This is a genomic window from Burkholderia thailandensis E264 (genome assembly GCF_000012365.1).
Classification (GTDB): Bacteria; Pseudomonadota; Gammaproteobacteria; order Burkholderiales; family Burkholderiaceae; genus Burkholderia; species Burkholderia thailandensis.
The window spans coordinates 2,842,113-2,864,010 of the sequence record NC_007651.1 but is presented as its reverse complement, the minus strand read 5'-3'; the positions used below and the strand labels follow the sequence as shown (position 1 = coordinate 2,864,010).

Genomic DNA, 21,898 nt, shown 5'->3' with positions numbered 1-21,898 from the left:
AACCCGCTATTTTAGCCGAGAAGCGCCGGCGCGCCTTCGTCGGGCGCGCGGCGACGGGTGCGGCCGCGCGCGCTCAGCGCGTGCCCGAATGGCCGCCCGGCAGCGGCGCGCGCGCGAGCGCGGCGTCGACGGGCGGCAGATCGACGAGCGTCGGATCGAGCACTTTCCAGCGGCCGTCCACGAGTCCCTCGAGCGGATGGAAGTTCGCCTTGTACGCCATTTTCGGGCTTTCGCGAATCCAGTAGCCGAGATAGACGTATGGCAGGCGCAGGCTCTTCGCCTGCTCGATTTGCCAGAGGATGTTGTAGGTGCCGTAACTCGCGTGCGACTCGTCCGGATCGAAGAACGTATAGACGGACGACAGGCCGTCGCCGAGGATGTCGATCATGCTGACCATGCGCAGAGCGCTCGCGCCGTCCTTGGGCGTATCGAGATCGCGGAATTCGACGAGCCGCGAATTGATCCGGCTTTGCAGCAGGAATTGTTCGTATTGATCGCGGCTGTCGCGGTCCATGCCGCCGCCCGCGTGGCGCGCCGATTGATAGCGCATGTAGAGCGCGTAGTGCTCCTCGTCGTAGTGGAGCGGCGACACGGTCGCGACGAGCGCGCGGTGGCGCTTCCACGCGCGCCGCTGTGCGCGGTTCGGCGCGAACGCGTCGACGGGCACGCGAACCGGCACGCATGCGCGGCAGCCGTCGCAGTACGGGCGGTAGGTGAATACGCCGGAGCGGCGAAAGCCCGCCTTCACGAGTTCGGTGTAGATGTCGGAATTGATCAGATGGCTCGGCGTCGCGACTTGCGAGCGCGCGATGCGCCCATCCAGATAACTGCACGGGTAGGGGGCCGTTGCATAGAATTGCAACGCCGAAAGCGGTGAAAGCGGCAGCTCAGTGGGATGAGTCATGGGCAGCTCTCGATGTCTTGATGTTTTGCCGCGCTAACGATCGAACGCATCCGCTGCCGTCGCCGAAGCGGCTTGGCCGAGCAATCCGGCGACGACGGTCTTGTCGAACCGCCAGGATATCGGCGGCTCGGCGACGGCGCGGCGCACGTGGGCGACGAACGCCTTGCGCGCGATCTCGCGGCCGCCGAGCGACGCCAGATGCGACGTGTTCTGCTGGCAGTCTATCATTACTACCCTGTGCTCGCGCAGGTGCGCGACGAGCGCGGCAAGCGCGATTTTCGACGCGTCGCTCACGTCCGCGTACATCGATTCGCCGAAGAACATCCCGCCGAACGACACGCCGTACAGGCCGCCCACGCGGCGGCCGTCCAGCCAGGTTTCGATGCTGTGCGCGTCGCCCGCGCGGTGCAGCGACGAATACGCGTCGATGATCTCCGCGGTGATCCATGTGCCGCGCTGCCCGCGCCGCGGCGCCTGCGCGCACGCACGCATCACGCCGGCGAAGTCGCAATCGACGCGGATTTCCCAGCGCGGCTCGCGCAGCACGCGCTTGAGCGTTTTCCTGAAGGTTGCCGAGATCCTGAACTCGGCGGGCACGAGGATCATCCGCGGATCGGGGCTCCACCAGAGTACCGGCTGGCCGTCCGAATACCACGGGAAAATTCCGCGCCGGTACGCGTCGATGAGGCGCGACGGCAGCAGGTCCGCGCTCGCGGCGAGCAGGCCGGGCGCGCCGCTCGCCGCGCCGAGCGCGCGCTCGACGCTCGGAAACGGATCGTCTGGGCCGAGCCACGGAACCATGCGCGCGCCTAGCCGTTGCGCAGCGAGCGGAAGATGTCGCCCGTGTGGACGCCGTAGTCGCCCGCTTCGCGGTCGGCGAAGAAGAACCGCAGCGTCTGACTCACGGTCGGAAACGCGATCTCGTCCCACGGAATGTCCGCCTCGTCGAACAGCCTCACTTCGAGGCTTTCCTCGCCCGCCTCGAACGACGGATCGACGAGGCGCGCGAGATAGAAGAGATGCACCTGATGAACGTGCGGCACGTTCAGCAGCGTGAAGAGGTTCTGCACCTCGACGCGCGCGCCCGCCTCCTCGAGCGTTTCGCGCGCGGCGGCCTCGGCCGTCGTCTCGCCCATCTCCATGAAGCCCGCGGGCAGCGTCCAGTAGCCGTAGCGCGGTTCGATCGCGCGCCGGCACAGCAGCACCTGATCGCCCCAGACGGGAATCGTGCCCACGACGTTGCGCGGGTTCTGATAGTGGATCGTGCCGCACTGGTCGCAGACGAAGCGCTCGCGATTGTCTCCCGGCGGGATGCGCGCGATGACTTCGTGGCCGCAAACGGAACAGAATTTCATAGAAAGGGGATGGGAAATGGTGATGCGAGTGTATCACCGGGTGAGGGCATTCTCGTGCGCTCGACGCCGAGCGGGCGGGCGCGGCGGCGCAGTCCGGCCTGCGGGCCGCACGCGATCGCGATTCTGTTTCGCGCGCGTTCGGCGCCGGGTTCCGCGCATCGCGCGCCGGTTGCGTGCGATGGCGCGCGGATGCAGATCGGCGACGCAATCGCGCAGGCGCCGGAAAAGCGAAAAGCCCACCGTGGAGGGCGGGCTTTTCGTTTGATTCCGACGCGGATTCATCCGTTTTCGCAGGCTCGCGCGCTTCGGGCTCGCTTGCGAAAGAACTGGCTTGGTTGCGGGGGTAGGATTTGAACCTACGACCTTCGGGTTATGAGCCCGACGAGCTGCCAGACTGCTCCACCCCGCGTCCGTCGAAAAATGAAATTATAAGGAGTTACCCCGATAAACGCAACACCTTCCTGATGATTTCCGTTCGGCGGGCTGCGCGAGCCGCTCGCCGAACGGCTCGCGAGCGGCGCTGCGCTAGAATCGGGCCGTACTGACCGTACTTTCGGGCTGTTCCATCGGGCCGTTTTACCGGCCGCGCCGCAAGCGCCGCGCAGTGCGTGCGCCGTCCGTCGCGGCACGCGCCTTTCCCCTTCGTGTTTTCGCTTTCGTTCGCCTATACGCTTCATGGATATCGCTCTCGATCTGCAGTCGATCGCCGTACAGGAAAAGACCCTCGTGTTCCCGCAGTTCGACGCCGCGCGCGCATGGGCGCTCGGCTCGCAGTTGCGCGAGCTCGCGCTCGCGCGCGGTCACGCGGTCGCGATCGACGTGCGCACGTTCGGTCAGCCGCTCTTCTTCGCGCTGCTCGACGGCGCGACGCCCGACAACGTCGACTGGGCGCGCCGCAAGGGCAACGTCGTCGCACACTTCAGGCGCAGCTCGTATGCGGTCGGGCTGCGGATGCAGCAGGCGGGCGCGACGCTCGCCGACAAGCACGGGCTGCCCGTTGCCGAATATGCGTCGCACGGCGGCGCATTTCCGCTCGCGGTCGCCGGCGCGGGCGTGATCGGCTCGGTCACGGTGTCGGGGCTGCCGCAGCGCGGCGACCACGAGCTCGTCGTCGAAGCGCTGTGCGCGCAGCTTGGCCACGCGTACGAGACGCTCGCGCTCGCAAGGAGCTGACGGCAATGCAACTGCCCGGTTACGCATGGCTCGCGATCGCGATCGTCGCCGAGGTGATCGGCACGTCGGCGCTGCGCGCGGCCGATGGCTTCACGCGGCTCTGGCCGACGCTCGTCGTCGCCGCGGGTTACGGCACCGCGTTCTATTGCCTGTCGCTGACGCTCAGGAGCATGCCCGTCGGCATCGTGTACGCGATCTGGTCGGGCGCGGGCATCGTGCTCATCACGCTCGTCGCGGTGGTGCTCTATCGGCAGGTGCCGGACTGGCCCGCGATCGTCGGGCTCGCGCTCATCATCTCGGGCGTCGCGGTGCTCAATCTCTTTTCGAAAATGCAGGCGCATTGACGGCCGCGCCGGCCCACTTTCCATCGTCATGAACGCATCCCATTCCGATTCGCCCCAGGCCGACGTTCGCGCGCATGTCGCGAACCGCATCGGCTTTCTCGAACTGAACCGTCCGCAGGCGCTCAACGCGCTGTCGACCGACATGATCCGCACGCTGCATCGCGCGCTCGACGCGTGGCGCGACGACGCCGGCGTGCTCGCCGTCGTGATCCACAGTCCGCATCCGCGCGCGTTCTGCGCGGGCGGAGACGTGCGCTTCTTCCATGATGCGCACCGGCGCGGCGATCAAGCGTCGATCGACAGGTTCTTCATCGAAGAGTATTCGCTGAACCACGCGATCTTCACGTATCCGAAGCCGTATATCGCGCTGATGCACGGTGTCGTGATGGGCGGCGGAATGGGCATTTCGCAGGCGGCCAAGCGCACGGGCGGGCTGCGCGTCGTCACCGACTCGACGAAGATGGCGATGCCGGAAACGCGCATCGGGCTCTTTCCGGACGTCGGCATGAGCTGGTTCCTCGCGCGCACGCCGGGCGCGCTCGGCCGCTATCTCGCCGTCACGGGCGCGACGCTCGATGCGGCGAGCGCGCTGTACGCGGGGCTCGCCGACGCCTATCTGCCGGATGCGGCGCTGCCGGCGCTCGTCGACGCGCTGCGCACCGAGCGCTTCGACGACGGCGCGGCGGTGACGGCGCGCGTCGCGGCCGAAGCCGCGCGGCACGCGCCGGCGCCCGCGCCCGATGCGTCGGCGCTCGCGGCCGCGCGCGCGTCGATCGACCGGCATTTCGCGCAGGCGGACGTCGCCGCGATCGCGGCGTCGCTCGACGCCGAGCGCGACGAAGCGGTGCGCGCCGCGTGGGCCGACAAGGCGCGCGACGCGATGCGCGGCGGCTCGCTGTCGCCGCTGTCGATGGCGGTGTCGCTCGAAGTCGTCGAGCGCGCGCGCGGCGCGACGATGGCCGACTGCCTGCGGCGCGATCTCGATCTGACGCGCTCGACGTTCGCGCGCGGCGATGTGATCGAAGGCGTGCGCGCGGTGATCGTCGACAAGGATCACGCGCCGAAGTGGCGCTATCCGGCGATCGCCGACGTGTCGGCGGAGGCGGTCGCGACGATGTTCGAGAGCCCGTGGCGCGCGGACGAGCATCCGCTCAAGGGCTTGCGCGACTGACGATCGCGCGGATCGCGCGCGGCGCGACGCGCGGCGGGAGATCCGACGGACCGCCGGAGGCGGCCGGCACGGCGGCGGGCGCGATTGCCGCGAGGCTCGATGCGTTTGCGACGTCCTGGCGATTCCGTCCGCCCATGCGTGCGTGGCGCGGCGCGTGCGGCATCGCTTGATCGGTTCGCGTTAGGCGGGCGGCACGCGGCGGGTGCGCGCAGGATCGAGCCAAACGCAGTCGCTTCGGACGATCGCTTCGCTGGAAAAAGCTCCGCCGACACGATGCGGGAGCGTCGATCCGTCGGCGTGCGCGCCGATTGACGTCGACGATCGCACGGCCGCCGGCGCGGATGGCGAGCGATCGTTGCAAATCGTCGTACCGCGCGAGACGGCCGGCCGCACGGCGCAGCGCCGCGTCGCGCGCGGCGGCCGGTGATGCTCACGCATCGTCGCTGCCGTTGTCGTCCGACATGAACGCGCGCATGAACACGAGCGCGCCCCAGCCCCAGACCGCATTCGCGACGAAGCCGACGACGAGGGGCGGCAGCATGTTGCCGGCGGGCCAGATGCCGCGCAGCGGATCGATCGCGAACACGCGCGCGGCGGTCAGCACGATGCCGCCGAACACGAGCGACGGCACCCACGGCGCCGCGCGCTCGGGCGAGACGCGCAGCAGCCACGCCATCAGGATCGCCCAGCACGCGCTCATGATCGCGTTCGCGACGAATTCAGGAATGCCGAGCGGTGCGAACGGCGCGGTCGAGAAGCCGGTCGCGTCGATGAGGCCCGCCGTGTGCAAGAGCGCGAGCGTCGCCTCGCGGAAGAACAGAGCGGCGAGGAAGCCGGACAGAAACGGCAGGATCACTTTCTGCATCGAGAGCGCCACGTAAAGGCGCGGCGCCACGAGGCGCGCGCGGGGTTGTCAGGGACTTGGAGCAACATTATAGGGGCCCGTGCGCGCATATTTGCCGCGGCGGCACGCTATGCACGAAAGCGGAAAACCTAAGCTCGAAAAAATCGTTCCTATACGAAACCGCGCTCCCTAGACTGATTTCCCGAGAGACGGCCGGGCCGCCCGCCGCGCGACAGCGCGAGCGGATTGCGCGATCCGCCGCGGCGCGTATTTCCACCGCTCATCCGCGAGCGACGCGCGCGCCGCGTCGCCGCCGTTCATTTTTTGCACGAACAGTCAGGCAGGAGCTTCGCATGAATGTGTTCTGGTTCATCCCCACGCACGGCGACAGCCGCTATCTCGGCACGGCCGAGGGCGCGCGCGCCGCGGATTACGACTACTTCAGGCAGGTCGCGGTGGCGGCCGATACGCTCGGCTACGACGGCGTGCTGCTGCCGACGGGCCGTTCGTGCGAGGATGCGTGGGTCGTCGCGTCGAGCCTGATTCCGGCGACGAAGCGCCTGAAATTCCTCGTCGCGATCCGGCCCGGCCTGTCGTCGCCGGGGCTGTCCGCGCGGATGGCGTCGACGTTCGATCGGCTCTCCGGCGGGCGTCTGCTGATCAACGTCGTGACGGGCGGCGATTCGGCCGAGCTCGAAGGCGACGGTCTCTTTGCCGATCACGACACGCGCTACGCGCTCACCGACGACTTCCTGCACATCTGGCGCAAGCTGCTCGCCGAATCGCACGAGAACGGCAGCGTCGATTTCGACGGCGAGCATCTGCGCGCGAAGGGCGGCAAGCTGCTGTATCCGCCCATCCAGCATCCGCATCCGCCGCTGTGGTTCGGCGGCTCGTCGCCCGCCGCGCACGCGATCGCGGCCGATCACATCGAGACTTATCTGACCTGGGGCGAACCGCCCGCGGCGGTCGCGAAGAAGATCGCCGACATACGCGCGCGCGCGGCCGAGCGCGGCCGCGAGATCAGGTTCGGAATTCGCCTGCACGTGATCGTGCGCGAGACCGAGGAGGAGGCGTGGCGCGACGCGGATCGCCTCATCAGCCGGCTCGACGACGACACGATCGCGCGCGCGCAGCAGGCGTTTGCGAAGATGGACTCCGAAGGGCAGCGCCGGATGGCCGCGCTGCACGGCGGCAAGCGCGGCTCGCGCCAGGAGCTCGAGATCTATCCGAACCTGTGGGCCGGCGTCGGGCTCGTGCGCGGCGGCGCGGGGACGGCGCTCGTCGGGAATCCCGAGCAAGTCGCCGCGCGCATGCGCGAGTATGCGGCGCTCGGTATCGAGACGTTCATCCTGTCCGGCTATCCGCATCTCGAGGAATCGTACCGCTTCGCCGAGCTCGTGTTTCCGCTCGTCAAGGGCGGCGACGCGCGGCGCGCGGGGCCGCTGTCGGGGCCGTTCGGCGAAGTCGTCGGCAACGGGTATTTGCCGAAGGTGAGCCAGAGCTGAGCGAGGAGGGCATCGACATGGCAACGACGCATCCAGGCGCGCGCCGCGCCGGCCCGGCCGCGCGCGCGGTCGCGCCGTGGCTCGTGCCGCTTGCGCTCGCGCTCGCGTGGGAATTCGCCGCGCGCTCGGGCGCGCTGTCGAACCGCGTGCTGCCCGAGCCGTTTGCCGTCGCGCGCGCCGCGTGGGCGCTCGTCGAATCGGGCGACATGTGGGCGAATGTGAAGGTCAGCGCGTGGCGCGCGTTCGTCGGGTTTGCGATCGGCGGCGGCGTCGGGCTCGCGCTCGGTCTCGCGACCGGGCTTTCGAAGGCCGCCGAAGTCGCGCTCGATTCGACGATCCAGATGATCCGCAACATCCCCGCGCTCGCGATGATTCCGCTCGTGATCCTGTGGTTCGGCATCGACGAGAAGGCGAAGCTCTTCCTCGTCGCGCTCGGCGTGTTCTTTCCCGTCTACATCAACACGTACCACGGAATCCGCTCGGTCGACGCGGGCCTTGTCGAGATGGCGAGGAGCTACGGCGTGAAAGGCTTCGCGCTCTATCGCGACGTGATCCTGCCGGGCGCGCTGCCGTCGATTCTCGTCGGCGTGCGGTTCGCGCTCGGGTTGATGTGGGTGATGCTGATCGTCGCCGAAACGATTTCCGCGCAATCGGGCATCGGCTACATGACGATGAACGCGCGCGAATTCTTGCAAACGGACGTGGTGGTGGTGGGCATCCTGCTGTATGCGGCGCTCGGCAAGCTCGCCGACGTGCTCGCGAAGTGGCTCGAGCGCGCGACGCTGCGCTGGCACCCCGCGTATCAACCGGGAGGCCGGGCATGACTGGAACCTCGCTGGCCGCCACGTACGGCCCGATCGCGGGGGCGGATCTCGAAGCCGAACTCGCGCAGCCGCGCACGGCCGACGGTGATGCGCAGGACGCCGCCGTGCTCGAGCGCGACGGCGGCGCGCATGCTCTGCCGTTCGCCTCGGGCGGCGCATTCGGACGTGCGCCGCGCGATGACGACGACGATCGGCGCGGTGCCGGCGATGCGTCGGTGCGCCTGACGCGCGTGAGCAAGCGCTACGGCGAGCGGACCGTGCTCGCCGATGTCGATCTGGCGATCGAGCGCGGCGGCTTCGTCTCGATCGTCGGCCGCAGCGGCTGCGGGAAATCGACGCTGCTGCGCCTCGTTGCGGAACTCGAGACGCCGAGCGCCGGCACGCTCGTCAAGCGCGGAGACGGCGGCGGCGTGCTCGATACGCGGATCATGTATCAGGACGCGCGCCTGCTGCCGTGGAAGACCGTACTGCAGAACGTGATGCTCGGCCTCGGGCGGCGCGCGAAGGACGATGCGCGCGCGGTGCTCGACGAGGTCGGGCTGCTCGCGCGCGCGCACGACTGGCCCGCGCAATTGTCGGGCGGGCAGCGGCAGCGCGTCGCGCTCGCGCGGGCGCTTGTCCACCGTCCGCAACTGCTGCTGCTCGACGAGCCGCTCGGCGCGCTCGATGCGCTCACGCGCATCGAAATGCATGAGCTGATCGAGCGCCTGTGGCGCGAACATCGCTTTACCGCGCTGCTCGTCACGCACGACGTGCAGGAGGCGGTCTCGCTCGCCGACCGGATTCTGCTCATCGAGGCGGGCCGGATCGCGTTCGATCAGCCGGTGCCGCTCGAGCGGCCGCGTGCACGGGCGTCGGCGGCGTTCGCCGAGCTCGAGGATCGCGTGCTGCAACGCGTGCTGACGGGCTCTGATCCGGCGGGGGCGACTTCGGCCGCCGCGAGTGCGGGCGGCGCTGCGCGCGGCCGCGCGGCGCAGGCGAACGGATTGCGCTGGGCGGTATGACGGGCGCGGCGACGCGCCGCCACCCACGCGATCGGATCGATCGCCAAGATCAATCAGACGAACCATTCGGAGCGAATACCCGATGAGCATCACGGCAATCAACGTACGAAACCAATTCCGCGGCAAGGTGAAGGAGATCATCCGCGGGCCCGTCGTGTCCGAGGTCGACGTCGACACGCCGTTCGGCATCGTCACGTCGGTCATCACGACGCGCTCGATCGACGAACTGGAACTGAAGGTCGGCACCGAAGTGGTGGCGCTCGTGAAGTCGACCGAAGTATCGATCGCCCGCCTCTGAGCGAGCGGACGCCGCCCGCGCGGGCGGCGCTTTGCGCCCGTGGGCGCCGGCCTTGCCGTTTTTCCACGCATGAACGAAAGTGCTACGATGGAATGAAATCGACGGCGGAGGCGGGCCATGTTTCCTACCCTGAGTCCCGAAGCGATCGAAGCGCTGAAATGGATCGACCAGTTCGGCTCCGGCCGCCCGCTGCCGGCGGGTTTCCGGCTCGCGCTCGAGGAGCTTCTGAACGACGGCTTCGTCTATCAGAGCGGCCCGGACCGGGTCGACATCACCGACGACGGCAAGGCTTACCTGTCTGAAGCGTACGATTGACGCAGACGCCGGGCATTGGCACGGCTGTCCGGATCGGGAGGCGGCGAAATGGAACCGAAAGGCAGGGACGTCGGCGACTTCGGCGAGCTCTATAAGGGCTATGAGATCGAAGTGAAGACCGAGCAAGTCTGGGCGGGCGAGAAGGCGCATTACCGGGTGCTGCAGGGCGGCGCGGTGATGATCGACTGGCGGCTCGTGCACATCGACGGGCTGTTGCTCAGCGAGCGTCGGGTGATCGAGCAGACGCTCGCCGTCGCGCGATCGGCGGTCGACCGGGAATTGCTCGGCGCCGGGGTTGTGTGACGACGCTTGCCGGCGGCCAGGCCGGCGATTCGTCGGTGGATCGAGGCGTGCGCGGAGCATGCGGTGCGCCGTCGGTTCGCAACGGTTGCGTCTCGGGTGCCGAACGGGTGCCGATATCGCACGCCGGTTGCAGCGTTGCTCCGATTCGCTCGATAGAATCGGTTTTCACGAAAGCGCTTAACTCGCGATACAAATATTCACAAAGAATGACGTGTCACGTGGCGCGCGTCGAATATACTGCAACTGCATCTTCTCCTCGTGCCAAAGGATCTGATGCAAAGAAAGCCCCGGCTGCGTCATGCGGTCGGGGCTTTCGCGTTTTGGGCGTCGAGTGCCACGAGCTTCGGCGCAAAAGCGGCGAGCGAATCGAAGTGGCGTATTGCCTGCGGCGTCAGGCGGGGCGACGTCGGCCCACGGCGGGGGAATTGGCGTCACGATCGCCGCGAAGTTCGATATCGTTGATTCAGCGTTGCCGATTTCGTGTTGTCGGCAAACCGGAGCGGGGCGCGTCGTGCGGCTGACGAAAATCGGAGCGCAAAGGGCGAACGCGCGGCGCTAATACGGTGGCGCGAACGAATGCGAGAATCGGCGCGTCGTTCCCGAATTCAAGTTTCTGGCGCGGAAAGCAAAACAGGCGCCGAAGCGCCTGTTTTGCAATGAAACTTTGGGGTGGCTGATGGGACTCGAACCCACGACAACAGGAATCACAATCCTGGACTCTACCAACTGAGCTACAGCCACCACTCTATTTTTCTCCGTTTGATTCGCCGTGGCGGCGGCATCAACGAAGAAGCGAGATTATACAAAGGCTGTTTAACTTTGCAAAGCCTTTTTTTCAAAAAATTCTTCCGGGCTCGTCAGGTGCGCGCGTGCCTCATCGAAGATCGATAGATCGCCGCGCGCGAGACGCTTGCTGTCCGACAGCACGCGGCGCCAGCCGCGCGCACCCGCGACGCCTCGATACAGGCCGAGCGCATGCCGCACGATCGCGCCGAGATACGTGCCGCGCGCGAGCTCGGCCGCGCAGTATTCGACGAGTTTCGCCTCCACCGCCTCGCGCGTCGGCGCCGGCTCGGTCGCGCCGTAGAAGCGGGCGTCGACGCCGGCGAGCACGTACGGATTGTGATATGCCTCGCGGCCGAGCATCACGCCATCGACGTGCCTCAGATGCTGCTCGACTTCGTCGAGCGTCGTGATGCCGCCGTTGATGACGATTTCGAGTTGCGGAAAGTCGCGCTTGAGCCGATACGCGTAGTCGTACTTGAGCGGCGGAATCTCGCGGTTTTCCTTCGGCGACAACCCCTTCAGGATCGCGTTGCGCGCATGCACGACGAACACTTCGCAGCCGGCCGAGGCGACCGTGCCGACGAAGTCGCGCACAAATGCGTAGTCTTCTATCGCGTCGACGCCGATCCGGTGCTTGACCGTCACCGGAATCGACACCGCGTCGCGCATCGCCTTCACGCAATCCGCGACGAGCTGCGGCTCGTTCATCAGGCATGCGCCGAATGCGCCGCGCTGCACGCGCTCGGACGGGCAACCGCAATTCAGGTTGATTTCGTCGTAGCCCCAGCGTTCGCCGAGTCTCGCGGAATGCGCGAGCTCGGCGGGCTCGCTGCCGCCCAGTTGCAATGCGACGGGCGCTTCGTCGGGGGTGAATGCCAGATGGCGCGCGACGTCGCCGTGGATCAACGCGCCCGTCGTCACCATCTCGGTGTAGAGCCATGCATGGCGCGAGATCGTCCGATGAAACGAACGGCAGTGGCGATCGGTCCAGTCCATCATCGGGGCGACGGACACCCGGCGCGGACTGAGGGCAGGCGAAGCGGACATAGGCGGTACGGAAAAGCGCCGGGGCGCGTGGACAACCCGGCATTTTACCGCAAGGCGGCCATCGGGCGTCGCGGGCCGGGCGTGCCGCCGCCGGCTTGGCGCGGACGATCGGGAGCGGCCCGGCCTGTGCGAGTGCGCGCGCTACACGCGCTCCGTGATTTGCGGCGATTCGCGCGACGCGTGGCCGCTGTCGGGGTCGGCATCGTCGCGCGGGTCGTCGAGCTGGCCTTCCCACTTCGCGACGACGGCGGCCGCGATCGAATTGCCGACAGCATTGGTCGCCGATCGGCCCATGTCGAGGAACATGTCGACGCCCATGATCAGCAGCAGGCCTGCTTCGGGCAGGTGGAACTGGTTGAGCGTCGCCGCGATCACGACGAGCGACGCGCGCGGCACGCCGGCCATGCCCTTCGACGTCAGCATCAGCAGAAGCAGCATCGTGATCTGCGTGCCGAGCGGCAAGTGGACGCCGTATACCTGCGCGATGAACAGCACCGCGAACGTGCAGTACATCATCGAGCCGTCGAGGTTGAACGAATAGCCGATCGGCAGCACGAAGCTCGAAATCTTGCGGTTCACGCCGAAGCGGTCGAGCGCGTCGAGCAGCTTCGGATACGCGGCCTCCGAGCTTGCGGTCGCGAACGACAGCAGGAACGGCTCGCGGATCAGGCGGATCAGCGTGAACGTGCGCTTGCCGAGAAACACGATGCCGGCGAGCGTGAGCACGCCCCACAGCAGCGCAAGTGCGATATAGAAGCTGCCCATGAACTTCGCGAACGTGAGCAGGATGCCGAGCCCTTCCGTCGTGATCGTCGACGCGAGCGCCGCGAACACCGCGACGGGCGCGAACCACATCACGGCGCCCGTGACCTTCAGCATCACTTGCGCGAGATCCTCGATCACGCCGGTCAGCCGTTTGCCGGCGTCGCCGAGCGCGGACAGCGCGGTGCCGAAGAAGATCGAGAACACGACGATCTGCAGGATCTCGTTGTTCGCCATTGCCTCGGCGATCGACTTCGGCACCAGGTGGATCACGAAGTCCTTCAGCGTGAACGAGCTGGTCTTCAGATTGACGGCGGCATCGGTGGCGGGCAGCGGCAGGCTCAGATGACTGCCCGGCTGCAGGACCGTTGCGGCCAGCAGGCCGAGCAGCAGCGACGTGAACGACGCGATGAAGAACCAGCCGAGTGCCTTCACGCCGACCCGGCCGACCGCTCCGGTGTCGCCCATGTGCGCGATGCCGACCGTCAGCGTCGCGAACACGAGCGGCGCGATGATCATCTTGATGAGACGCAGGAACACGTCGGACAGCAGCGAGACGTAGCCGGCGATTTCCTTCGCGATCGCCGGGTCCGGAAACGCACTGTGGCAACCATAGCCGACCGCGATGCCGAGGATCATCGCAATCACGATGTACGAGGTGATGTTGCGTCTTTTCTTCATGAGGAGTCCAAATTGCACGGCAGGTATTGCAAATGACGGCGCGGCTCGCCGGCGTGCAAGCAGTGGACTGACAACCTGAGCTGTTCGCGCGCCTTCCGGTACGGCACGCACCAGACAACGCTCGCGGGAGACGGGCGGCAGGAGGCGGCCGCTCGACGCAAGCGGGCCCTATGTTACCTCAATTGACCGGGGCGCTTTCAAAAATGAAAGCGTTCGCTCGGGACAGGGTGTCGCATGTCTGTCGCGCGACTGTCGTCGCGCGTGCCCTCGGGCCTGCGGCGGCGCGGTGCGCGCCGTTTCGGCGACTCGCGATCGCGCTCGAGCTGGGGCGGCCGAATGCGGTCGCGCCGAACCGGCGGCCGATGGCCGCGATCGTCCGTCTTCATCGGTCGCCGCGGCGTTTTCTTCGGTGCCGCGTTTCGCCGCCGCGCAGCGGACGGTGTTTGCGGGGCGGCGCGCGACCGCGCCGGTTCGCAGATCACGAGGGCTTGCCGCGCCGATCGGAGAGGTGCCGCGCGTCTTGCATTCGGTTGGACGAACGGTTCGCGCTCCGAAGTTTCGTGTCCGGCGATCCGCGACGATGTGTCGCGCACGGCTGAGGCGATCGGGAGGCGCGCGCGGGGCATGGACGATTGCCTACCCGGCAATGGACGGTTCGAGCGGATCATGCCGCGACGGCCGTCGCAGCAGCGGTGGGGGCGATACGCCGTCTACGCCGCCGGCTGCGGCGGGATCGCGGTCGACTTCATAAGCGGAGTCGGCGATAGCGCTTGCGCCGTTGCGCGCCTCCTTGTCAGTCGCGCGATGAGGTCGCAGCGGAGCCGGTGCATTTGACGCGGCGCATGTCGATCGTCGCGGATGTCGCGAACGTCGGGCAGTACGAGCGATTGCCGCGGATTCGTGCGTGGCCGGGCTTGTCGCCGCTCCCGAGGCGCAAAAGCGGTCTTGCCGGCATGCGGAAAACCGTGGCCGGATCGGCCGCCGCCCAATTCGCGACGCGATGAGCGAGCGCGTATCGCGACGATCCGGCTCATTCTCGCGATCCGGCGGCTGCGCGTTGCGCGCGCAGCGCGTGTCATGGCGCGGATCGTTCGCCACGCGCTCGTCGGCCTTCCCTCATGCGGGCGCCGGATCGCGCCGCGAGCGTCGCCCTTGCGGACGGGAGCCGTCCGCGCCGTCACTCGACCTCCGCCTGTCGCTCGGCCCAGCCGGGCCCCGGCATCGGCTCGACTTCCCGCGGATCGATCGGCTCGCCGCATTCGGAACACACCATCACCGGGTGCATTACGCGAGCGCATCGGCGGTGACGCAGCACGACGGGCGGACCTTTGCCGTCGTCCTTCCAGCGGTCGCCCCACGCGGTGAGCGCGAGCAGTACCGGATACAGATCGAGGCCTTTCTGCGACAGACGATACTCGAAGCGCGGCGGCCGCTCCTGATACGCGCGCTTCGTGAAGATGCCTTCCTCGACGAGCCGCGCGAGCCGCTCCGCAAGCACGTGTCGGGTGAGCCCGAGTTGCGTCTGGAACGCTTCGAAGCGGCGATGGCCGAGAAACGCGTTGCGCAGGATCAGCATCGTCCAGCGGTCGCCGAGCACGGCGAGCGTGCGAGCGACCGAGCACGGCATCGAGCCGACGTCGTCCCATTTCATGATCGGATTCCGTGAAAGCAGGGGAAAGTGCGTTCGATTATAGAACGCACGCTCGAGTCGGCCGCGCTTTCGTATGTTGACAGCCGATGGGCGTCTGCCAATAATGGGCGTCGCATTAAGTTCTTTTTTGGAACTAACGGTGCGTCGCGCCGCGTTCCGCGTCACTGCAAGGAGTGTTGTCGATGAATCCGCTTTCCCTGTCCGGTCTCGAACTGTTGCGCGCCGCGGCGGCGGGCGACTTGCCCGTCGCGTCGATCGCCGAGACGATCCCGATGCGGCCCGAGAGCGTCGAGCTCGGTTACGTGAAGATGACCGCGCGCGCCGATGGCCGGCATCTGAATCCGCTCGGCGGCGTGCACGGCGGTTTCGCCGCGACGGTGCTCGATTCGGTCACGGGGTGCGCGGTGCATACGATGCTCGATCCGGGCGTCGGCTACGGCACCATCGATCTGCACGTGAAAATGCTGCGCCCGGTGCCGCGCGACGTCGATCTCGTCGCCGAAGGGCGCGTGATCCACCTGTCGAAGAGTCTCGGCGTCGCGGAAGGCACGTTGAAGACGCCGGACGACAAGGTGGTCGCGCACGCGTCGGCGACGTGCTTCATTCAGCGGCCGGCATGAGCGGCGTGTGGCACGTGTGGTGCGTTCCGCGCCTGACGCCTGCTGGGCGATGCCGTGCGCCCGGGGGCCGGCGCGCGGCAGCGGCGCAGGCAGGCGCGGAGCGATTCCGGCGCGGGCGGAATCCGAGAGCATCGCTGCCGCGCCGGCGTCGCGAGCGCGGCTCCGGCGGCAACAACGGGGCGATGCCCTGAAGCAATCGTTCCGATGTGTTAGGTTCGGATCTTTGCATCCGAAGCGACAGGAACCTCAGCATGGAATACCGCACACTCGGCGATTCAGGCGTCAAAGTCAGCCTGATCGGTCTCGGCACGATGACCTGGGGCGAGCAGAACACCGAAAGCGATGCGCATGCGCAGCTCGACTACGCGATCGACCAGGGCGTCACGCTGATCGATACCGCCGAGATGTATCCGGTGCCGCCGAAGGCGGACACGCAAGGCCGCACGGAGGCATATCTCGGCAGGTGGCTCGCGAAGCGCCCGGCGCTGCGCGAGAAGCTGACGATCGCGACGAAGATCGCCGGCCCCGCGCGCCAGCCGCACAATCCGACGCACATTCGCGGTGCGGGCAACCAGTTCGATCGCAAGAACTTGACCGAGGCGCTCGACGGCAGCCTGAAGCGCCTGCGCACCGACTACGTCGATCTGTACCAGTTGCACTGGCCGGATCGCAGTACGACGACGTTCGGCCGCCCCGCATATCCGTGGATCGACGATCCGTACACGGTGCCGATCGAAGAGACGCTCGCCGTGCTCGGCGATTTCGTCAAGGCGGGCAAGGTACGTCACATCGGCGTGTCGAACGAGACGCCGTGGGGCGTCGCGCAGTTTCTCCACGCGGCCGAGAAGCTCGGCCTGCCGCGCATCGTCGGCATCCAGAATCCGTACAGCCTGCTGAACCGCACGTTCGAGAACGGCTTGTCGGAGTTCAGCCACCGCGAACGAATCGGGCTGCTCGCGTATTCGCCGCTCGCGTTCGGCTGGCTGTCGGGCAAGTACGAAGGCGGCGCGCGTCCCGAAGGCGCACGCATCACGCGGTTCGAGCGCTTTCAGCGCTACAGCAGGCCGCACGCGGTGCAGGCGACGTCGCGCTATGTCGCGCTTGCGAAGCGGCACGGGCTGTCGCCCGCGCAGCTCGCGCTCGCGTTCGTCAACAGCCGGCCGTTCGTGACGAGCAACCTGATCGGCGCGACGTCGCTCGAGCAATTGCGCGAGAACATCGCGAGCGTCGGCGTGAAGCTGTCGCCCGAGATCCTTGCCGAAATCGACGCGCTCCACGAACAGCAGCCGAATCCCGCGCCGTAGCGGCCGGCGGGCTGTCGGCCTGTCGGACCGCGCGGCGCGCCGCCGCGTCGCCGGACATCGTTCGGCAGGGTGCCGAGCGACGCCGTCGCATATGTCCCGATCGGAGAATCGCGCGCCGCGTGCGATAATCGCCGCTTTCCGTTGACTGTCCGGCCTGTCGGGCCGGACGCGTAATCACGCATCCGAAACCGAGGAAGCCGAGGCGTCGATAAGCCGCCGTCCGTCGCGCATGGTGCGACGCGGCATGCGTCCGCTTCCGGTTTCCGCTTCGATGCGCCATACCATTCAAACACACGCATACACGGCGACCAGCATGAGCAGCTCCCGTTCCTACACCCCGCATCCGGCGCTCGGCCTCGCGACGTTCGTCGTGTTGGCCGTCGCGGGCCTCTTCTATGTGAAGTGGTTTCCGTACTATCACAAGGCGTTCGTCGCGGCCGAGCACCACTCGATCGGCCAGTCGATCCTGATGGGCACCGCGGCTCACGCGCCGGAGCCGTCGCTGCAGGCGGCGCTCGACTATGCGTGGGCGTACGGCAAGGCGATCTGGCAGGCGATGGTGCTCGGCCTGCTGCTCGGCTCGGCGGTGCAGGCGCTCCTGCCCGCGCACTGGGTCGCGCGCGCGCTCGGCGGCACGGGTTTCGGCAGTGTCGCGGCGGGCGGCCTGCTCGCGCTGCCGGGCATGATGTGCACATGCTGCGCGGCGCCCGTCGTCGCGGGCCTGCGCGAGCGCGACGCGTCGCCGGGTGGCGCGCTCGCGTTCTGGCTCGGCAACACCGTGCTCAATCCCGCCGCGCTCGTGTTCATGGGCTTCGTGCTCGGCTGGCACTGGAGCGCGCTGCGGCTCGTGCTCGGCGTTGCGATGGTGTTCGGCGTCGGTTATCTGATCAATCGTCTCGCTGGCGCGCAGACGCGCGTCGTCGACGATGCGTTGCGCGCGAGGCTCGTCGCTGAGCAGGCGGCGGCCGGCAACGCGTTCGTGCGGTGGATGAGGATTTTCGCGCGCATGACGGTGCGCCTCGTGCCCGAATATCTGGTGCTCGTGCTGCTGCTCGGCGCGGCGCGCGCGTGGCTGTTTCCGCACATCGGGCCGGACATCGGCAACGGGATCGGCTGGATCGTCGCATTCGCGATCGCGGGCATGCTGTTCGTGATTCCGACCGCGGGCGAAGTGCCGATCATCCAGGCGATGCTGTCGCTCGGCATGGGCGTCGGCCCTGCGGGCGCGCTGCTGATGACGCTGCCGCCCGTCAGCGTGCCGTCGCTCGCGATGCTGGCGCGCTCGTTCAAGCCGACGACGCTCGCGCTTGTCGCGGCGCTTGTCGTCGCATTCGGGGTGGTCGGCGGGCTGGCGGCGGTCGCGCTCGGATTCTGAGCGGGCTTGGCCGAACCGCGGGCGGCCAGCCGGCGAAATCCGTTCGGCGCGCGCGTGCGGCGTGACCTGGGCATCGGCGCGTACGCGGGGCGGGCGATGCCGGAACGCGTGACGGGCCTCGTGCGACCGGCTGCCGGCGAGCGCCATCGCGCACGATGCGCGTCAGACGACGCCGATCGCGCGACGGGCCGGGCGCGGCGAGCCGGCATGGCCGCCGCGCGGACAAACCGGCCGTCCGCATGCGGCGCATTCGATTAGGCCGGTCTCGGAAGAATCGAGGCCGGCCGTCATTTTTCAGAAGCAGAAGCAATCGGGAAAACGCATGACGCAACACAAGGTACATCCCCGCCTCGAACAGGCATTGACGCGCGGCGATCTCGCGATTCGCCAGGCCAACTCCACGCGCGCGACCGCCGTGCTGAACGCGCTCGGCAAGATGATCGTCGAGGCGTCGGCGACGATCGGCGTCGAGGCGAGCATCGACATTGCGCAGGGCGAGCGTGTCTACGATCCGGTCAACGGCGTGTGGCCGCAGAAGATGCTCGTGTCGTTCGACGGCCCGGTCGAGGATGCCGATCCGGAGGAGTTGCGTACCGTGTATCTGCTTGCCGACGACCCGGGCACGATGTTCCGCGTCGAATGGCACCGCGCGGACGGCAAGCTCGGCCGGCAGGAGGGCGGGCCGCTTGCGACCGTCGCGTTCCTGACCGACGTCGAGATGCCGTGGAGCGACGACGACGAGTAAGCGGCCGCGTGAAGGTTGCGTGGGCGGCCGCGCGCCGCATCGGGGCGGCGCGGGCCGAACCGCCGGCTCGTCCGGCGTTCGGCGCCGCGCGCCGACCCGCGCGGGCCGGTTCGGTCAGCGCATCATTCGGCGCCTGAACAGGCGCGCGCAGACGAAGAATCCGCCGACCGCATATGCGGCGAGTATGGCGACGTGAAGCGCGACGTCGGTCGCGGGACGATCGAGCATCGCGGGGCGGATCAGGTCGACCGCATTCGCGAGCGGCAGCGCGTGTGCGATGTGTCGCGCGAATTCGGGCAACTGCGCGAGCGGGAAAAACACGCCCGACAGCAGCAGCATCGGCGTCAGCACGAGCGTCTGATAGAACATGAAGAAATCGTAGGACGGCGCGAGCGAGGTGACGATCATCGCGAGGCTCGCGAACGCGACGCCGGCGAGCGCGATCACCGGCAGCGCGACGAGCATCGACGGAAACTTCGCATAGCCGAGGACGCCGGCGACGAGCATGATCGCCGCGCCCGACAGCATCGCCTTGCTCGCGGCCCAGATGATCTCACCGAGCACGATGTCGCCGAGCGACAGCGGCGTGTGCATGATCGCTTCCCATGTGCGCTGCACATGCATGCGCGAGAAGCCCGAGTACATCGACTCGAAGCTCGCCGAGATCATCACGCTCGATCCCACCGTTCCGGCCGCGAGGAACGCGATGTACGACACGCCCTCGACGTGCCCGACCATCAGCCCGAGCCCGAGACCGAGGCCGAACAGATAGATCATCGGGTCGGCGAGATTGCCGAACATCGACGCGATCGCGAGCTTTTGCCAGACGAGATAATTGCGACGCCAGACGGCGATCCAGTTGGTGGCGTTCGCGGGCAGCGCGAGCGCGAACGCCGATTCGCGCCGGCGGGGGGCGACCGCCGGCGACGGCGTGTAGTGGCGTGTATCCATCGTTTCAATCCTGCATCTCGCGACCCGTCAGCCGCAGGAATACATCTTCGAGATTCGCGGGGCGGTGCAGATAGCGCAGACCGGCGCGGCCCTTCAGGCGCGCGTTGACCGGCTCCGGATCGTCGACGTAGCAAAAGAGCGTTTCGCCGCTGATCTCGGTTCGCTCGGCGAACGGCGCGAGCTCCTCGCGAAGCTGCGCGGGATCGGGCCCGTAGATCTCGATCACGTCGCAGCCGATCTCCGATTCGATCAGCGTGCGCGGCGCGCCTTCCGCGATCTTGCGGCCTTCCTCGATCACGCACAGGCGGTGGCACAGGCGCTCGGCCTCTTCCATGAAGTGCGTGGTGAGCAGGATCGTCTTGCCGCGAACGAGAAGCGAGCGCAGCCGCTCCCACATCAGATGCCGGGCTTGCGGATCGAGGCCCGTCGTCGGCTCGTCGAGCACGAGCACGTCGGGATTGTTGACGAGCGCCCGCGCGAGCGTGAGCCGCCGCTTCATCCCGCCCGACAGCTCGCCCACTTTCGCATCCGCCTTGTTTTCGAGTTTCGCGAACTCGAGCAGCGGAGGCACGAGCGCGCGCGCTTCGTGCGCAGCGAGTCCGAAGTAGCGGGCGAACACGAGCAGGTTCTCGCGAACGGTGAAGTCGGGGTCGAGGTTGTCGAATTGCGGCACGACGCCGACGCGCCGCCGCGCGTGCCGCGCGCGGGACGGCACGGGCTCGCCGCACAGGCTGATCGAACCCGCGTCGGGATGCGTGATGCCGAGCAGCATCTTGAGCGCCGTCGTCTTGCCGGCGCCGTTCGGGCCGAGCAGGCCGAAGCATTCGCCGGGCTGCACATGAAACGACAAGCCGTCCACGACGAGCTTGTCATCGTAGCGTTTCTCGACTTGTTGAAAATCGATGGGTGCGACAGACATGGGCAAGTGACTTTCAATTGGAATCGTGCGACACGAACGGGCCATTCTAGTGCATCGGCCGCATTGCTTCAGCGCGCTTGCTTCATCCCGGCGCAGATGTCGCTGCTTCCTGCGTCGCATCATCGCGCGTTCCCGGTGCGACGCGAATCAGCGTTTTCCAGCGCTTGCATCCGGAATTGCGGCGCAGCATGATGAATCTATGCGCGGGTCGCGCATTGGGGAGGCCGCTATGGCTAGCTACAAGAAAATTCTGCTGTGCTACGACGGCACGCTCGAAGGCCGCAAGGCGTTGCGATGCGGCGCCGATCTGGCGCTCGATCTGAAGGCGGAGACGCATCTGCTGTCGGTCGTCGACATGCGCTCGAGCATTGCGCAAAGTGCAGGCCTGCTAACCGACGTCGCGTGCAGCCGCTTCGAGGAAACCGCACGGGAGATCCTTCAAGAGGGCGTCGACTGGCTGACCGAGCGCGGCGTGCACGCGCAGGGGCATTTCGCGTTCGGCTATCCGATCGACGAGATCGCGAATCTCGCGACGAAGCTGAACGTCGATCTCGTCGTGGTCGGCCATCGTTGCCGCAGCGGCTTGTCGCGATGGTGGATGGGGGCCGGCAATACGCAACTGCTCGATCGCGTGTCGTGCAGCATTCTGGTTGCGTGTTCGTCGCCCGCCGAGCAGAAAGCGGAGAGCGCGAAGGAAGCTACCGCGACAGCCGGGCACTGACGGGCTGCCGGTTTCGCCGGCCGGCGAAACCGGGATCGACGGAGCGGCTCTCCCTGGCCGCCGGCCTTCGGCGGTATCGGCTCGATCGGGACAATGGACCAAACCGGTTCCACCCCGTCCACGACGAAGGGCGCGCGGACGAATATCCCGGCGGTTTGCTTCGACGCGGGGCGCATGCCACCGTCAGTCAGCTCGCGCGCGGCTGACGCGCCCGCGCAGCATGCGGCAGGCGCATGTGCCGATGTGCGTCACCCCAGACGGGCGTACAGCGCACCGGCCCTCGAGTCCCGGGC

Annotated in this window: 23 protein-coding genes and 2 tRNA genes; 14 read left to right on the top strand and 11 right to left on the bottom strand. The window is 67.6% G+C overall.

The annotated features are described in order from the left end of the window. Positions 1 to 73 precede the first annotated feature (73 nt). The 4 genes from BTH_RS25005 to BTH_RS24990 all read right to left on the bottom strand — a co-directional run bounded on the left by BTH_RS25005 (position 74) and on the right by BTH_RS24990 (position 2,668). On the bottom strand, positions 74 to 904 hold the full coding sequence (locus BTH_RS25005) for an arginyltransferase (RefSeq protein ID WP_009891394.1): 831 nt from the start codon (positions 902 to 904) through the stop codon (positions 74 to 76). Positions 905 to 937: 33 nt separating this feature from the next. Beyond that, positions 938 to 1,705: a leucyl/phenylalanyl-tRNA--protein transferase gene (aat, locus tag BTH_RS25000; protein ID WP_009891392.1), complete on the bottom strand. Its 768-nt coding sequence runs from the start codon at positions 1,703 to 1,705 to the stop codon at positions 938 to 940. A gap of 8 nt (positions 1,706 to 1,713) precedes the next feature. Then, a complete protein-coding gene (locus BTH_RS24995; RefSeq protein WP_004193229.1) occupies positions 1,714 to 2,259 on the bottom strand; it encodes an NUDIX hydrolase in 546 nt (181 codons plus the stop codon). 332 nt (positions 2,260 to 2,591) lie between these two features. Continuing rightward, positions 2,592 to 2,668 (bottom strand) — tRNA-Met (locus tag BTH_RS24990). 266 nt (positions 2,669 to 2,934) lie between these two features. Here BTH_RS24990 and BTH_RS24985 point away from each other — a divergent pair. The 3 genes from BTH_RS24985 to BTH_RS24975 are packed head-to-tail and all read left to right on the top strand — an operon-like array spanning position 2,935 to position 4,947. Next, positions 2,935 to 3,432, top strand: coding sequence for a heme-degrading domain-containing protein (locus BTH_RS24985; protein WP_009891381.1), 498 nt, complete (start codon positions 2,935 to 2,937; stop codon positions 3,430 to 3,432). An 11-nt stretch (positions 3,433 to 3,443) separates the two neighbouring features. Continuing rightward, positions 3,444 to 3,776, top strand: coding sequence for a DMT family transporter (locus BTH_RS24980; protein ID WP_373365264.1), 333 nt, complete (start codon positions 3,444 to 3,446; stop codon positions 3,774 to 3,776). 28 nt (positions 3,777 to 3,804) lie between these two features. Next, positions 3,805 to 4,947 (top strand): enoyl-CoA hydratase/isomerase family protein, encoded by a 1,143-nt coding sequence (locus BTH_RS24975; protein WP_009891377.1) that lies wholly within the window; start codon positions 3,805 to 3,807, stop codon positions 4,945 to 4,947. 430 nt (positions 4,948 to 5,377) lie between these two features. Here BTH_RS24975 and BTH_RS24960 read toward each other — a convergent pair whose 3' ends face one another. Continuing rightward, entirely contained in the window at positions 5,378 to 5,812 is a 435-nt protein-coding gene (locus tag BTH_RS24960; protein WP_038708022.1) for a hypothetical protein, read from the bottom strand. Between the two features lie 332 nt (positions 5,813 to 6,144). Here BTH_RS24960 and ssuD point away from each other — a divergent pair, with 332 nt between their 5' ends. From ssuD to BTH_RS24930, 6 genes are all read left to right on the top strand, one after another. Then, the gene (ssuD, locus tag BTH_RS24955) at positions 6,145 to 7,299 is read left to right on the top strand and encodes an FMNH2-dependent alkanesulfonate monooxygenase (RefSeq protein ID WP_009891371.1); all 1,155 of its coding nucleotides are present in this window, start codon (positions 6,145 to 6,147) and stop codon (positions 7,297 to 7,299) included. A gap of 17 nt (positions 7,300 to 7,316) precedes the next feature. Further along, the gene (ssuC, locus tag BTH_RS24950) at positions 7,317 to 8,123 is read left to right on the top strand and encodes an aliphatic sulfonate ABC transporter permease SsuC (RefSeq protein WP_009891370.1); all 807 of its coding nucleotides are present in this window, start codon (positions 7,317 to 7,319) and stop codon (positions 8,121 to 8,123) included. Then, on the top strand, positions 8,120 to 9,127 hold the full coding sequence (locus BTH_RS24945) for an ATP-binding cassette domain-containing protein (protein ID WP_009909606.1): 1,008 nt from the start codon (positions 8,120 to 8,122) through the stop codon (positions 9,125 to 9,127). Before ssuC ends, BTH_RS24945 begins: the two co-directional genes overlap by 4 nt. 82 nt (positions 9,128 to 9,209) lie before the next feature. Beyond that, complete coding sequence (locus BTH_RS24940) at positions 9,210 to 9,425, top strand: TOBE domain-containing protein (RefSeq protein ID WP_006026606.1); 216 nt, start codon at positions 9,210 to 9,212, stop codon at positions 9,423 to 9,425. A 117-nt stretch (positions 9,426 to 9,542) separates the two neighbouring features. Further along, positions 9,543 to 9,740, top strand: a complete 198-nt coding sequence (locus BTH_RS24935) for a hypothetical protein (RefSeq protein WP_009891363.1) — start codon at positions 9,543 to 9,545, stop codon at positions 9,738 to 9,740. A gap of 48 nt (positions 9,741 to 9,788) precedes the next feature. Further along, on the top strand, positions 9,789 to 10,043 hold the full coding sequence (locus BTH_RS24930; RefSeq protein ID WP_009891361.1) for a hypothetical protein: 255 nt from the start codon (positions 9,789 to 9,791) through the stop codon (positions 10,041 to 10,043). A 665-nt stretch (positions 10,044 to 10,708) separates the two neighbouring features. Here BTH_RS24930 and BTH_RS24925 read toward each other — a convergent pair. From BTH_RS24925 to BTH_RS24905, 4 genes are all read right to left on the bottom strand, one after another. Further along, a tRNA-His gene (locus BTH_RS24925) sits at positions 10,709 to 10,784 on the bottom strand. 72 nt (positions 10,785 to 10,856) lie between these two features. Next, positions 10,857 to 11,876, bottom strand: a complete 1,020-nt coding sequence (dusA, locus tag BTH_RS24920) for a tRNA dihydrouridine(20/20a) synthase DusA (RefSeq protein WP_009891353.1) — start codon at positions 11,874 to 11,876, stop codon at positions 10,857 to 10,859. Between the two features lie 141 nt (positions 11,877 to 12,017). Further along, positions 12,018 to 13,319 (bottom strand): dicarboxylate/amino acid:cation symporter, encoded by a 1,302-nt coding sequence (locus tag BTH_RS24915; protein WP_009891350.1) that lies wholly within the window; start codon positions 13,317 to 13,319, stop codon positions 12,018 to 12,020. A 1,177-nt stretch (positions 13,320 to 14,496) separates the two neighbouring features. Continuing rightward, positions 14,497 to 14,970: a winged helix-turn-helix transcriptional regulator gene (locus BTH_RS24905; RefSeq protein WP_009891345.1), complete on the bottom strand. Its 474-nt coding sequence runs from the start codon at positions 14,968 to 14,970 to the stop codon at positions 14,497 to 14,499. Positions 14,971 to 15,152: 182 nt separating this feature from the next. On the opposite strand from BTH_RS24905, the gene BTH_RS24900 reads away from it, so the two are divergent. From BTH_RS24900 to BTH_RS24880, 4 genes are all read left to right on the top strand, one after another. Continuing rightward, positions 15,153 to 15,590 carry a PaaI family thioesterase gene (locus BTH_RS24900; protein ID WP_009891343.1) on the top strand — a complete coding sequence of 146 codons (438 nt, stop codon included), beginning with the start codon at positions 15,153 to 15,155 and terminating at the stop codon, positions 15,588 to 15,590. A 251-nt stretch (positions 15,591 to 15,841) separates the two neighbouring features. Continuing rightward, positions 15,842 to 16,894 carry an NADP(H)-dependent aldo-keto reductase gene (locus tag BTH_RS24895; RefSeq protein ID WP_009891341.1) on the top strand — a complete coding sequence of 351 codons (1,053 nt, stop codon included), beginning with the start codon at positions 15,842 to 15,844 and terminating at the stop codon, positions 16,892 to 16,894. A 313-nt stretch (positions 16,895 to 17,207) separates the two neighbouring features. Further along, a complete protein-coding gene (locus tag BTH_RS24890) occupies positions 17,208 to 18,269 on the top strand; it encodes a permease (RefSeq protein WP_009891340.1) in 1,062 nt (353 codons plus the stop codon). Positions 18,270 to 18,591: 322 nt separating this feature from the next. Continuing rightward, on the top strand, positions 18,592 to 19,014 hold the full coding sequence (locus BTH_RS24880; protein ID WP_004526894.1) for a hypothetical protein: 423 nt from the start codon (positions 18,592 to 18,594) through the stop codon (positions 19,012 to 19,014). A gap of 114 nt (positions 19,015 to 19,128) precedes the next feature. Here BTH_RS24880 and BTH_RS24875 read toward each other — a convergent pair whose 3' ends face one another. Beyond that, the gene (locus BTH_RS24875; RefSeq protein WP_009891328.1) at positions 19,129 to 19,965 is read right to left on the bottom strand and encodes an ABC transporter permease; all 837 of its coding nucleotides are present in this window, start codon (positions 19,963 to 19,965) and stop codon (positions 19,129 to 19,131) included. 4 nt (positions 19,966 to 19,969) lie between these two features. After that, positions 19,970 to 20,929: a nodulation factor ABC transporter ATP-binding protein NodI gene (nodI, locus tag BTH_RS24870; protein WP_258007058.1), complete on the bottom strand. Its 960-nt coding sequence runs from the start codon at positions 20,927 to 20,929 to the stop codon at positions 19,970 to 19,972. Between the two features lie 184 nt (positions 20,930 to 21,113). Between nodI and BTH_RS24865 the strand changes: the two genes are divergently transcribed. Continuing rightward, a complete protein-coding gene (locus tag BTH_RS24865) occupies positions 21,114 to 21,605 on the top strand; it encodes a universal stress protein (RefSeq protein ID WP_009891326.1) in 492 nt (163 codons plus the stop codon). The last annotated feature ends 293 nt before the right edge of the window (positions 21,606 to 21,898 follow it).

What these genes read in the sequence shown, in the direction of transcription:
- BTH_RS24890 (WP_009891340.1), top strand. Translation starts at nt 17,208, where the DNA reads ATGAGCAGCTCCCGTTCCTACACCCCGCATCCGGCGCTCGGCCTCGCG.
- BTH_RS24945 (WP_009909606.1), top strand. Translation starts at nt 8,120, where the DNA reads ATGACTGGAACCTCGCTGGCCGCCACGTACGGCCCGATCGCGGGGGCG.
- BTH_RS24975 (WP_009891377.1), top strand. Translation starts at nt 3,805, where the DNA reads ATGAACGCATCCCATTCCGATTCGCCCCAGGCCGACGTTCGCGCGCAT.
- BTH_RS24915 (WP_009891350.1), bottom strand. Translation starts at nt 13,319, where the DNA reads ATGAAGAAAAGACGCAACATCACCTCGTACATCGTGATTGCGATGATC.
- ssuD (WP_009891371.1), top strand. Translation starts at nt 6,145, where the DNA reads ATGAATGTGTTCTGGTTCATCCCCACGCACGGCGACAGCCGCTATCTC.
- BTH_RS24905 (WP_009891345.1), bottom strand. Translation starts at nt 14,970, where the DNA reads ATGAAATGGGACGACGTCGGCTCGATGCCGTGCTCGGTCGCTCGCACG.
- BTH_RS24985 (WP_009891381.1), top strand. Translation starts at nt 2,935, where the DNA reads ATGGATATCGCTCTCGATCTGCAGTCGATCGCCGTACAGGAAAAGACC.
- BTH_RS24940 (WP_006026606.1), top strand. Translation starts at nt 9,210, where the DNA reads ATGAGCATCACGGCAATCAACGTACGAAACCAATTCCGCGGCAAGGTG.
- BTH_RS24995 (WP_004193229.1), bottom strand. Translation starts at nt 2,259, where the DNA reads ATGAAATTCTGTTCCGTTTGCGGCCACGAAGTCATCGCGCGCATCCCG.
- BTH_RS24865 (WP_009891326.1), top strand. Translation starts at nt 21,114, where the DNA reads ATGGCTAGCTACAAGAAAATTCTGCTGTGCTACGACGGCACGCTCGAA.
- dusA (WP_009891353.1), bottom strand. Translation starts at nt 11,876, where the DNA reads ATGTCCGCTTCGCCTGCCCTCAGTCCGCGCCGGGTGTCCGTCGCCCCG.
- BTH_RS24930 (WP_009891361.1), top strand. Translation starts at nt 9,789, where the DNA reads ATGGAACCGAAAGGCAGGGACGTCGGCGACTTCGGCGAGCTCTATAAG.
- BTH_RS24895 (WP_009891341.1), top strand. Translation starts at nt 15,842, where the DNA reads ATGGAATACCGCACACTCGGCGATTCAGGCGTCAAAGTCAGCCTGATC.
- BTH_RS24900 (WP_009891343.1), top strand. Translation starts at nt 15,153, where the DNA reads ATGAATCCGCTTTCCCTGTCCGGTCTCGAACTGTTGCGCGCCGCGGCG.
- ssuC (WP_009891370.1), top strand. Translation starts at nt 7,317, where the DNA reads ATGGCAACGACGCATCCAGGCGCGCGCCGCGCCGGCCCGGCCGCGCGC.
- BTH_RS24875 (WP_009891328.1), bottom strand. Translation starts at nt 19,965, where the DNA reads ATGGATACACGCCACTACACGCCGTCGCCGGCGGTCGCCCCCCGCCGG.
- BTH_RS24960 (WP_038708022.1), bottom strand. Translation starts at nt 5,812, where the DNA reads ATGCAGAAAGTGATCCTGCCGTTTCTGTCCGGCTTCCTCGCCGCTCTG.
- nodI (WP_258007058.1), bottom strand. Translation starts at nt 20,929, where the DNA reads ATGGCCCGTTCGTGTCGCACGATTCCAATTGAAAGTCACTTGCCCATG.
- BTH_RS24880 (WP_004526894.1), top strand. Translation starts at nt 18,592, where the DNA reads ATGACGCAACACAAGGTACATCCCCGCCTCGAACAGGCATTGACGCGC.
- BTH_RS25005 (WP_009891394.1), bottom strand. Translation starts at nt 904, where the DNA reads ATGACTCATCCCACTGAGCTGCCGCTTTCACCGCTTTCGGCGTTGCAA.
- BTH_RS24935 (WP_009891363.1), top strand. Translation starts at nt 9,543, where the DNA reads ATGTTTCCTACCCTGAGTCCCGAAGCGATCGAAGCGCTGAAATGGATC.
- aat (WP_009891392.1), bottom strand. Translation starts at nt 1,705, where the DNA reads ATGGTTCCGTGGCTCGGCCCAGACGATCCGTTTCCGAGCGTCGAGCGC.